This is a genomic window from Neogemmobacter tilapiae (genome assembly GCF_014652215.1).
Taxonomy (GTDB): Bacteria; Pseudomonadota; Alphaproteobacteria; order Rhodobacterales; family Rhodobacteraceae; genus Neogemmobacter; species Neogemmobacter tilapiae.
The window spans coordinates 209706-220656 of sequence record NZ_BMYJ01000004.1 but is presented as its reverse complement, the minus strand read 5'-3'; the positions used below and the strand labels follow the sequence as shown (position 1 = coordinate 220656).

Sequence of the window (10951 nt, the reverse complement as noted above, 5' to 3'; positions counted from 1 at the left end):
CAAATGGGGCAAACAGGGGGATAGGCGATGGAATTGCTTTGGCTGCTGGTCTTGGGTTTGGCCATCACCGTCTTTTTCCAGCATCGCCGTCTGAAACGGATTGAAGCCCGCTTGGACGGTCTGAACCGCCCCGCAACCAGCCCTGCGGAAAAGGCCGAACCACCCCTCCCCGTGCAAGCCCCCCCTCCCATCCTCCCCCACGAGGGGGGAGGAGACGCCCCACCCAAGCCCGCCATCCCACATGACAGCGATTCATCGTCGCCCCCTCCCCCCCCTGTGGGGGAGGGATGGGGAGGGGGGCCTCCGGCCCAGCAACTGCCCCCCCCCAAAGGCCCGACACTCGCCGACCGCTTCACCCTTTGGCTGCGTGACAACTGGATCCTCGCCATCGCCGCCGCCTCGCTTGCCTTGGCCGGGGTCTTCTTCGTCCAATATGGCGTCGAACGCGGCCTCTTGCCCCCGCCAGTCCGCGTCTTGGCTGCCTTGGCCTTTGGCCTTGGCCTTGTCTTCACCGGCGAACGCCTGCGCCTGCGGCATGGCGACCATGCCGGGCTTTGGCATTCCATCCCCTCCACCCTTTCCGCCGCGGGCATCGTCTCGCTGTTTGCCGCCATCCTCGCGGCCCGCCATCTTTACGGCCTCATCGGTCCTCTCCCCACATTTGCGGGCCTGACCGCCACCGCCGTCTTGGCCCTTATCCTCGGCTGGCGGCATACGCCGCTCTTGGGCGCGGCAGGCCTGATCGGGGCCACCGCCGCCCCCTTCCTTGTCGGCGGCAGTGCTGACAATTCCGACCCGCTTTACGCCTATTTCGCCCTGATCGCCGCCACGGGCCTTGCCGTTGACAGCCTTCGCCGCTGGGCCTGGATGTCCGTTCTGGCCCTTGCCCTCGCCACCGTGGCGGGGCTGGCCCTGCAAACCGCAGGCGCGGGCGGCACCGGGCTGGCCCTCTTGCTGATCACCCTGACCGCCCTTGCCGCCGCCATCCCCGAACGCGGAATCCTCCTTCGCACCCAAGGCCCCGGCCTTGTTGCAAGCGGGCAAAGCCGCAAGAACCCGCCCTTCCCGGTGCTGCTGGCCTTGGGCATGGGGATCGTCACCGCCCTGACCCTCGCCGCCCTGCCGGCCCCCGATGCGGGCACCGACATGGCCCTCTTTACCCTGCTCGCCCTTGCCGTCCCGGTCTTTGCGCTTTGGACCTACCGCGCCCCCGGTCTTGTGGAACTCGCTTTGCCCTTCGCCTTGGCCTTTGTCGCAAGGCTGGGCATTTCCCCCGACAATTCCCTTGGCCTGCACGCCGCCCTTTGGCCCGTGCTGGACGCCCGCGCCCAAGACGGCGCGGTTGCGCTGCCCCTGACCTATGCCTTGCCCTTTATCGGCACAGCCCTGATCGCCCTTGGCCTTTGGATCACCGGACGGCGCAAGGGCGCCCTGTCGCATTCCGCCCTGTCCAGCCTTTTGCCGCCCTTGGCTCTGGCCCTGATCGGCCAGCATTGGTGGCCCGACACCCTGCTGGGCCAACCGCTTTGGGCGGGCATCCTACTGGGCTTTGCCGCCTTCCACACGCTACAGGCCAGCGATGCGGCCTCTGACGCTGAACCCCGCCGCCGCATGGCTTGGGCGGCGGTCGCGGCCCTTGTCCTGATCGCCTACGCCGCTGCCGTGCTGTTCAGCGAAACCGCCCTGACGCTGGCCTTGGCCGCCCTTCTGGCCGCCACCGCAGCAATCGACCGCCGCTTCCGCCTGCCCGAACTCGGCTGGCTGGTGCAGGCGGGGGTGGTCGTTCTGGGTCTGCGGCTGACCTTTGATCCCGGCCTGTTCTGGGCCTATGACGCGCCCTTGGCCCAACTGCTTTTGGCTTGGGGTGGCGCTTTGGCAGGCGCAGGGGCCGCGCTTTACCTGATCGCCGCGATGGACCGTCCCGCGCCCCGGCTGATGCTGGAAACCTTTCTGGCCGCCAGCACCGCCATTCTGGCCGATGTGCTGATCTTTCGCTGGCTCGACAGTCTGGCCCTGCCGGATGAGGGCATCCACTGGGGCCTGACCCTGCTTTCCCTGCCTTGGATCGTCATCATGGCCGTCCAGTTCCGCCGCGCCACCCTGCCCGGCCCCATGGCCGTGGTGCGCCGCCTGCTTGGCTGGGTGGCGGGCCTCATCGGTTTGGCGGGGTTGTTGCTGGCGGTGACGCTGGCCAACCCGCTGGTCTGGGGCGAATGGGTTGGCCGCTGGCCGCTGTTCAACACCCTGATCGTGGCCTATGGCTTGCCCGGTCTTGCGCTGTTCCTCTTGTCACGGCCGGGTTGGATGCCCCGCCGTCTGGCCTTTGTCCTGCGCTGGTTCGGCCTGTTCCTGATGGCGCATTGGTCGCTTCTGGAAATCCGCCGCTTCTGGCACGGGCCCTATATCCCCCTGCCTTTCGTCGAACAGGCCGAGCTTTATTCCTACACCCTCTGGCTCATGGCCCTTGGCGCGGGGCTTCTATGGCTGTCGATCCGCCGGGGCAGTGCCGCCTATCGCAAGGTGGCGATGGGCGTGATCGGCCTGACCATCGCCAAGGTCTTTCTGCTCGATGCCTCGGGCCTGACTGGCCTGACCCGCGTCGCGGCCTTCCTTGGGCTGGGTCTGTCCTTGGTCGGCCTCGCCCTGCTGAACCGCTGGGCGGCAGAGAGGTCAGGGAAAGGCGGTGGAGGCGAGGGGCGGCAGGATCTCCCCCGAGACGAGGTTTGACAGGATCCCCCGAACCCCCAAGGCGCGGGAAATGGGGGCCAGCAGATGGTCGCGGATCGGCGGCAGAATACGGCTGTCCGATTGATATTGCGGGGTAAAGGCCCATGAAAGCGCCTGATAGGCCCGCACATGCCACCGCCGCAGCCTTGCATATTGCCGCAACGGATCATCCCCCCGCAAAGCGATGGCCAAAGCATAGGCATCCAGCAAAGCCATATTCGCCCCCTGCCCCAGTTGCGGGCTCGCCCGATGCGCCGCGTCGCCGATAAACGCCAGCGCCGGTTCATAGGGCCGCCACAGGTTCCCATGGCTATACCGCGCCGCCGTCATCTGCCCCACCGCCGTAATCCCCTCCAGAAACGGCCCCATCGCAGGCCAATGCTCCCGCACCTCCGCCTTCCACCCCTCCAGATCGCGCCCCGCCCATGCCCCCAGTTCCGCCAAGTTCATCGACCAGAACACCGCCGCCCTTGGCCTTGGATCATCGGGCAGGCACCCCGCTGGCATGATCCCCGCCATCCGGCTGGCCCCCCGATAGCACTGCCGCAATTCATCCTCCGGCAACTCCGCCCCCTCAGGCCAGACCACATGCCCCCAGACCGCCCCATAGCCCAAGGCCCGCGCTTTCAACGGCGACAGCTTCGACCCCGCCCCGCTCGCATCCACCACCAGATCAAACGGCCCCAGCCTTTCCCCATTCCCCAGCAGCAACCACCGCCCGTTGTCCACCACCGACCCAACCACCTCACACCCCGTCACCACCGGCACACCCGCCGCCCCCACCCTGTCCCACAGCACCTGAAACAGGCTCGCCCGGTGCATCGCCAGCCCCGCAGCCCCCCGCCGATAGGCCACGTCCAGCACCACCCGGCCCCCGACCGTCCGCCCCTCCATCCGCCGCACCACCGCCCCCAGCGAACGCGCCGCATCGCCCGCCCCCAGCCGATCCAGCACCGCCAGACCCACCGGCTGCACCACCAGCCCCGACCCCAAGGGCCGCGCCGCCGCAAACCGTTCCACCAAGGTCACATCCCGCCCCGCCAGCAACCCCGCCAAGGCCAGACCCCCAACCCCCGCCCCCACAATCGCCATCTTCATCGCCTTGCCCTCACTGCCCAGCCCGCCTATAACCCGCCCCATGCAGACCGGCCAGAACCGCATTCGGCGAATTACCAGCCCGGCGCGTTGATCCCTTTGGGGTCCGCTGCCGGGATTTTGCCGTTTCCCCTGCCCTTCCCCTAAGGACCGCCCCGATGTGCGCCGATACGCCTGACTATTCCAACACCGTCTTTCTGCCCGAAACCCAATTCCCCATGCGCGCAGGCCTTCCCCAGCGCGAACCCGACTGGCTCGCCCGCTGGCAGCGCCTTGGCGTCTATGACCGCCTTCGCCAGAAACCGGGCCGTACACCCTTTACCCTTCACGACGGCCCCCCCTATGCCAACGGCCATCTTCACATCGGCCATGCCCTGAACAAGATACTCAAGGATATGGTCGTCCGTTCCCAGCAGATGATGGGCAAGGATGCCCGCTATATCCCCGGCTGGGATTGCCACGGCCTGCCCATCGAATGGAAGATCGAGGAGCAATACCGCGCCAAGGGCCTGAACAAAGACAACGTCGATACCGTCGCCTTCCGCCAGGAATGCCGAAAATTCGCCGAAGGCTGGATCGACGTCCAGCGCGATGAATTCAAACGCCTGGGCGTCACCGGCGCATGGGACCGCCCCTACCTGACGATGGACTACCACGCCGAAGCGGTCATCGCCGAAGAGTTCATGAAGTTCCTGATGAACGGCTCGCTTTATCAGGGCTCGAAACCCGTCATGTGGTCGCCGGTCGAGAAAACCGCACTGGCCGAGGCCGAGGTGGAATACCACGACCACACCAGCCATCAGGTTTGGGTGCGGTTTAAGGTTGAAGGTGTCAATCCCGTTGATGTGCCCAAGTCTGTGGACATTGAGGAATTGTTTGACGCCAGCATTATCATCTGGACGACGACCCCTTGGACCATTCCATCCAATCGGGGCGTCGCATTCAACCCAACCATTTCCTATGGTGTTTACAAGGTTACAGAAGCCAATCAGAACTCATCCACAAAATCGGGTGACATCCTGATTTTGGCCGACGCGCTTGCAGAAACGACTCTTGAAAAGGGTGACGTCGTTAAATGGGAGCGTTTGGATAAGATTTCGTCGGCTCAGTTGTCTGAGCTAGTCCTTGCTCACCCGTTTTCTGGGCGCGAGGGCGCGGAAGGATACTGGGACTTTGATAACTATATGATCCCCGTGCTGGCGGCCGATTTTGTTACCGAAGATACTGGCACAGGTTTTGTTCACACCGCGCCTTCTCATGGTGCCGACGACTATGATCTGTTCGTTAAGGAGACAGCAAAATGGGCTATCCTTCGGAACATTGATCATGCCAGCGCATTGGCGGAAGCGCTCACCTACAACGTCGAACCCGACGGCTCTTACCGCGCCGACCTGCCGCTTTTCGGCGGGCAGCACATCATCCTGCCTGATGGTAAGGAAGGCCCCGCCAACGTTTCGGTCATCAAGCAACTGGCCTATACCGGCGCGCTTTTCGCCAAGGGCAAGCTGAAACATTCCTACCCCCATTCTTGGCGCTCCAAGGCCCCCGTCATCTATCGCAACACCCCCCAATGGTTCGTCGCCATCGACAAACCCTTGAACGACGGCATGACCACCTATGGCGAAACCATCCGCCAGCGCGCCTTGAATTCCATCAACCAACTTGTCACTTGGACCCCCGCCACAGGCCGCAACCGCCTGCATTCCATGATCGAGGCCCGCCCCGATTGGGTGCTGTCCCGCCAGCGCGCTTGGGGCGTTCCCCTCACCTGTTTTGTCAAAAAGGGCGCGAAACCCACAGACCCTGATTTCCTTTTGCGCAACCCGCAAGTGAACGCCCGCATCATCGACGCCTTTGAAAAAGAATCCGCCGATGTCTGGTTTGTGCAAGGTTTCAAAGACCGCATCCTGACGGGCCTTGTGGACCCATCGCAATATGAACAGGTCTTTGACGTGCTGGATGTCTGGTTCGATTCCGGCTCCACCCATGCCTTCGTTCTGCGCGACCGCGCCGATGGTTCGTCGGACGGTCTGGCCGATCTGTATCTTGAGGGCACCGATCAGCATCGCGGATGGTTCCATTCCTCGATGCTGCAAGCCTGCGGCACCAAGGGCCGCGCCCCCTATCGCGGCGTGCTGACCCACGGCTTCACGCTGGATGAAAAGGGCATGAAAATGTCCAAGTCGCTGGGCAACACGGTGGCCCCGCAACAGGTGATCGACGAATACGGTGCCGACATTCTGCGCCTTTGGGTGGCGCAGGCCGACTACACGGTGGACTTGCGCATCGGTAAGGAAATCCTGAAAGGGACGGCCGACAGCTACCGCCGCCTGCGCAACACCCTGCGCTTCCTGCTGGGCAACCTTTCGGGCTTTACGGATGCCGAAAAGGTGGCCGTCAAGGACATGCCGGAACTGGAACGCTGGGTGCTGCACCGTCTGGCCGAACTGGATCAGCAGGTGCGCGAAGGCTATGCGCAGTATGACTTCCAAGGCGTGTTCCAAAAGCTGTTCACCTTTGCCTCGACCGACCTTTCCGCGCTCTATTTCGACATCCGCCGCGATGCGTTCTATTGCGACGGCCCGGAAAGCCACACGCGGCGTTCGGCGCGCACGGTGCTCGACATCCTGTTCCACCGCCTGACCACATGGCTTGCGCCCATTCTGGTCTTCACGATGGAGGAAGTCTGGCTGGAACGCTATCCGGGCGAGGAGTCCTCGGTGCATCTGGTGGACATGCCGGAAACGCCAGCGGAATGGCTGGATGCGGGGCTGGCCGCGAAATGGGACGACATCCGCGCCGTGCGGCGTGTCGTGACCGGGGCTTTGGAGGTCCAGCGGACGGCCAAGATCATCGGTTCGTCTTTGGAAGCCGCCCCCGCCGTGCATGTGACCCCGGCGATGAAATCGCTGCTGGGCAGCGTCGCCTTTGCCGATCTGTGCATCACCAGCGATATTTTGGTGTCGGACGCCATCGCCCCGGAAGGGGCCTTCAGCCTGGGCGATGTGCCGGAGGTGGCCGTGCTGTTCCAGATGGCCCCCGGCACAAAATGCGAACGCTGCTGGAAGGTGTTGCCGGATGTTGGGACGCATAAACACGCGGGGGTTTGCGCGCGGTGTGATGGCGTATTGGGTTGATGGGCCAATGGCCCATCCTACCATCGCGTAGGATGGGCAATCTGCCCATCTTTCCCCCACCCCGCACAAGTAGGATGGGCAATCTGCCCATCATCCTCCCGCAACCCACAAACATAGGATGGGCAATCTACCCATCCCCCACGCGGCAGAACCGTTAACCACATCATCCAAATTCCCTTTATTCCAACACTTTCAACCCACTACCCCCCATTTCACGCGTGAAAACCCCCTCTTGCCCCGCCCCAGATTCCCCACCAATATCCCCCCATGCACCGCGCCACCGCCCCCAGCCCTTTCGGACCCCTGACCCTGACCGAAGAGGCCGGCCAAATCACCGCCCTCTTCTGGGGCCCCGGTGGGGGTGATCCTTCCCCGGTCCTGGCCGAGGCGATCACCCAACTCGCCGCCTACTTTGCGGGCCACCGGAAGTCCTTCGACCTCCCCCTCGCCCCCGCCCCCGGTTTCGCCGGAAAAATGCGCGCCGCGATGCTGGCCATTCCTTTCGGGGAAACCCGAACCTACGGCGACCTCGCCCGCGATCTGGGGGTGACGGCCCAAGCCGTCGGCCAAGGCTGCGGGGCCAACCCCCTGCCCATCCTCGTCCCCTGCCACCGCATTCTCGGGGCCACCGGACTGGGCGGTTTCTCCGCCCCCGGTGGGGTGGAAACCAAGGTCGCCCTTCTGCGCCACGAAGGCGCCGGGGGGCTCTTGATTTGACCCTCGGCGTCCTTCTCGCCGTCCTCGGCGCGGCCTTCCTTCACGCCCTCTGGAACGCCCTGATCAAAACCGGGGCCTCTCGTCTGGGCGGGATGCTGATCCTGTCCCTCACCGAAATCCCCATCGGTCTGGCCGTGGTCGCCGTCAGCGGCCCGATGAACCCGGCGGCGATTCCCTGGGTCATCGCGGCAGGCTGCACCCATTTCGCCTATAAATTCTTTCTGATCACCGCCTACGACCGCGGCGACCTTAGCCGCGTCTACCCCATCGCCCGCGGGGCCGCCCCCATGGTGGTGGCCGTGATCGGCGCGATTTTCCTTGACGATGTCGTCGGCCTGAAAGGTTACCTCGCCGTCGCCGTCCTTGGCGCAGGCATCCTATTGATGGCCCGCGGCGTCTTTCACGGCGACGAAGACCGCCGCCTGCTGCCCTGGGCTCTCGGTTCCGCCGCCGCCACCGCCACCTATACCCTGATCGACGGCTTGGGCGCGCGGGTGTCGGGCGATGCCGTCACTTATATCGCATGGGTTTTCGTGGCCGATGGCTTGATCTTTTCCAGCGGCATCCTCGCGTGGAAGGGCCTCAAAACCCTGCCCCGCGATGGCCGTTCTTGGGCCTTGGGCACCTTTGCCTCCGGGGCCAGTTACGGGGCCTATGCGGTCTCGGTCTGGGCCATGACCGTCGCCCCCCTGGCCTTGGTCGCCGCCTTGCGCGAAACCTCGATCCTCTTTGCCGTCCTGATCGGATGGCTGATCTTTGGCGAACGCATGACCCGAGACAAGGCCATCGCGGCGGGCTTGATCGTCACAGGCGTCATTCTGATGCGAGTCTAGCGAATCCGCGCGGGCCGTTCCGGCAGCATTTCCTGCACGATCCCTGCCAAGGCCAGATAGACCGAGGTGACGATCAGCCCCAGATTGGTGAAGGAACCGACCGAAAAATCCATCCAGGCGGCCCAGGTCGCAAAACAGACCCAGGCGATGGTCATGCCCAAGTTCAACTCATACCACCGTGGTGTGCGGGTGGGGTGGATGAATTTAAGGTTCGTGAACATGGTCAGGCTCAGCAGAATGACCACCAGCAGGATCACCCATTGCGGCGGATGCAGGGCGAACATCACCAGCACCACCATGTTCCAGCAAGCCGGGAACCCGGCAAAGGAATAGTCCTTCGTCTTCATCCGCGTGTCGACGAAATAGATCACGGAACCATAGGTGATCACGATGATCGCCAGCCACCCCGTCCAGCCGGGCAAAAGGCCGGATCGGAACAGGGCATAGGCGGGAATGAAGACATAGGTCAGAAAGTCGACGATCAGATCCAGCAGAACCCCATCATAGGTCGGCCAGTTCTTTTTCACATCATAGCGGCGGGCCAGCGGCCCATCGATTCCATCGACGAAAAGCGCCACCACCAGCCACAGGAACATCACATCCCATTTCTGATCCACCGCGGCCAGCATGGCAAACATGGCCAGAACAGCACCGGTCGCGGTGAACAGATGAACGGCAAGGGCTTGAAGACGTGGTGTCATGTCTCTGTCATCGCCGAAAATTCGCCACCGCGCAATCGTCAAAGCAGGCCAGCACCGTCAAGAATCCTGACCTGCGGCGCGCGGATGCGCGCGATCATAGACCTCTAACAAGCGGCCTGCATCGACGGCGGTATAGGCCTGCGTGGTCGAAAGCGAGGCATGACCTAACAACTCTTGAATGCTGCGCAAATCCCCGCCCGCCGCCAGCAGATGCGTTGCAAAGGAATGGCGCAGGGCATGGGGGGTCGCGGTTGCAGGCAAGCCCATAGTGGCGCGGGCTTTCTCCATCGCCAGCGCAATCAGACGCGGGTTCAAGGGCCCACCCCGCGCGCCCCGGAACAACGGCCCCTCTGCATCAAGGTCAAAGGGGCATAGCTGCACATAGCGCGCCACCGCCTCGGCCGCCATCGGCAGGACGGGCACAAGGCGCGTCTTGCCTCCCTTACCCTTGATCCGCAGCACAGCGGGCAAGGGATGGTCACGCCCGGTCAGACCCAGCGCCTCGGAAATCCGCAGGCCGCAGGCGTAAAGCAACGTCACCACCGCCTGATCGCGGGCGGCCACCCATTCCTCACGCGGCTGTTCGGCGACCCGGTCCAGCACGGTTGCCGCATCGTCGGTTTCCAACGGACGCGGCAGTTTGCGCTGAAATTTGGGCGCCCGGGCCTGCAAGACGGCGGTGGCATCACCGCCATGCCGGTCGGTCAGCCAGCCGGTGAACTGCTTGACGGCCGACAAGGCCCGCGAAAGCGACCGCGCTGAAAGGCCCCTGCCCCGTTCATGCGCCATCCAGGCGCGCAGGTCGGACAGCGGCACGCTGATCAGCGCGGGCACACCCAGCCCTTCGCCGCGATGCTCCCCTAGAAACGACAACCAGCCCAGAACATCCGCGCGATAGGCGATGATGGTCTTTTCCGCCGCGCCCGAAACACCGCGCAGATGGCTGCACCAGCCTTCCAACGCGTCGCGGGCGGCAGGGGAAAGCGCCAGAGTCATGCCAGCCAGCGCCGCATCAGGCGTTCGAACACCCCCGCCAGGAAGGACAGCAATTCCGTCCCCTGCGCCGGTTTGAACTGCAAAGGGTCCGACGCGCCCAAGGCCAGCAGGCCCGGCAGACGTCCGGGGCCAAGGTCCAGCGCCATCAGCGCCTCGGACCGGATTTCGCGCGCCGCCCGGCCAAAGACCGGTTCCGCATTTTTCGCCGTCGTGCGACGCAGGGTTACGGGTTTCGCCACCACCGGACGCCCTCCCGTCAAATAGCTTTCGACAAAGCCTTTTTCTGCCACGCGCACCACATCATCCACCTGCCGCAAGGCCGGTTCATCCGCCTCTTGTGCAGTTTCCAGAATCAACCGCACCGATTGCACCCGCAATTGCACCGCAAAAGGCCCGTTCAGCACGGCCAGAAACCCTTCGAAATCGGTCTGATCCAACAGTTGGATCACCGCCCGATGCAATTGGTTCGTCCCCGCCAGATTTTCATAGGCCGAGGCGATAACCGTCCGATGCGTATCCTCCAGCCGCGCCAGACGCTCTTCCAGCTTGTCCATCGCGATGCCGCGCAGATCGACGACATTGTCGCCCATCAGGCGGCCATTCGCCTCGATCAGCGCCCGCATCAGATCGCGGTCTTCCAGAATCACATCAGGCTCGGCCAAAAGCCGGTCCCGCAAGTCAGCGTTCAACATGTAAAACTGCCCGTCATTCTTGTTCTTTACGGCAACTATAGCGGCAGATCGGC

8 protein-coding genes are annotated in these 10951 nt (G+C 63.9%); 4 read left to right on the top strand and 4 right to left on the bottom strand.

What is annotated here, in order from left to right; translation table 11 throughout:
• Nucleotides 1-27: 27 nt before the first annotated feature.
• Nucleotides 28-2727, top strand: coding sequence for a DUF2339 domain-containing protein (locus IE095_RS07945; protein WP_189411095.1), 2700 nt, complete (start codon nucleotides 28-30; stop codon nucleotides 2725-2727).
• Here the strand turns inward: IE095_RS07945 and IE095_RS07940 are convergent.
• Nucleotides 2671-3867 carry an FAD-dependent oxidoreductase gene (locus IE095_RS07940; protein ID WP_229804631.1) on the bottom strand — a complete coding sequence of 399 codons (1197 nt, stop codon included), beginning with the start codon at nucleotides 3865-3867 and terminating at the stop codon, nucleotides 2671-2673. The genes IE095_RS07945 and IE095_RS07940 overlap by 57 nt on opposite strands.
• A gap of 113 nt (nucleotides 3868-3980) precedes the next feature.
• Between IE095_RS07940 and ileS the strand changes: the two genes are divergently transcribed.
• From ileS to IE095_RS07925, 3 genes are all read left to right on the top strand, one after another.
• Nucleotides 3981-6959, top strand: coding sequence for an isoleucine--tRNA ligase (ileS, locus tag IE095_RS07935; protein ID WP_189411094.1), 2979 nt, complete (start codon nucleotides 3981-3983; stop codon nucleotides 6957-6959).
• A 267-nt stretch (nucleotides 6960-7226) separates the two neighbouring features.
• Nucleotides 7227-7676 (top strand): methylated-DNA--[protein]-cysteine S-methyltransferase, encoded by a 450-nt coding sequence (locus IE095_RS07930; protein ID WP_189411093.1) that lies wholly within the window; start codon nucleotides 7227-7229, stop codon nucleotides 7674-7676.
• Nucleotides 7673-8509: an EamA family transporter gene (locus tag IE095_RS07925; RefSeq protein ID WP_189411092.1), complete on the top strand. Its 837-nt coding sequence runs from the start codon at nucleotides 7673-7675 to the stop codon at nucleotides 8507-8509. The genes IE095_RS07930 and IE095_RS07925 overlap by 4 nt, the downstream gene beginning before the upstream one ends.
• Here the strand turns inward: IE095_RS07925 and IE095_RS07920 are convergent.
• The 3 genes from IE095_RS07920 to IE095_RS07910 are packed head-to-tail and all read right to left on the bottom strand — an operon-like array spanning nucleotide 8506 to nucleotide 10898.
• Nucleotides 8506-9210 carry a CDP-alcohol phosphatidyltransferase family protein gene (locus IE095_RS07920; RefSeq protein WP_189411091.1) on the bottom strand — a complete coding sequence of 235 codons (705 nt, stop codon included), beginning with the start codon at nucleotides 9208-9210 and terminating at the stop codon, nucleotides 8506-8508. The genes IE095_RS07925 and IE095_RS07920 overlap by 4 nt on opposite strands.
• Before the next feature lie 57 nt (nucleotides 9211-9267).
• Nucleotides 9268-10206: a tyrosine recombinase XerC gene (locus IE095_RS07915; protein ID WP_189411090.1), complete on the bottom strand. Its 939-nt coding sequence runs from the start codon at nucleotides 10204-10206 to the stop codon at nucleotides 9268-9270.
• Nucleotides 10203-10898 (bottom strand): DUF484 family protein, encoded by a 696-nt coding sequence (locus IE095_RS07910; protein ID WP_189411089.1) that lies wholly within the window; start codon nucleotides 10896-10898, stop codon nucleotides 10203-10205. Before IE095_RS07910 ends, IE095_RS07915 begins: the two co-directional genes overlap by 4 nt.
• Between the last annotated feature and the right edge of the window lie 53 nt (nucleotides 10899-10951).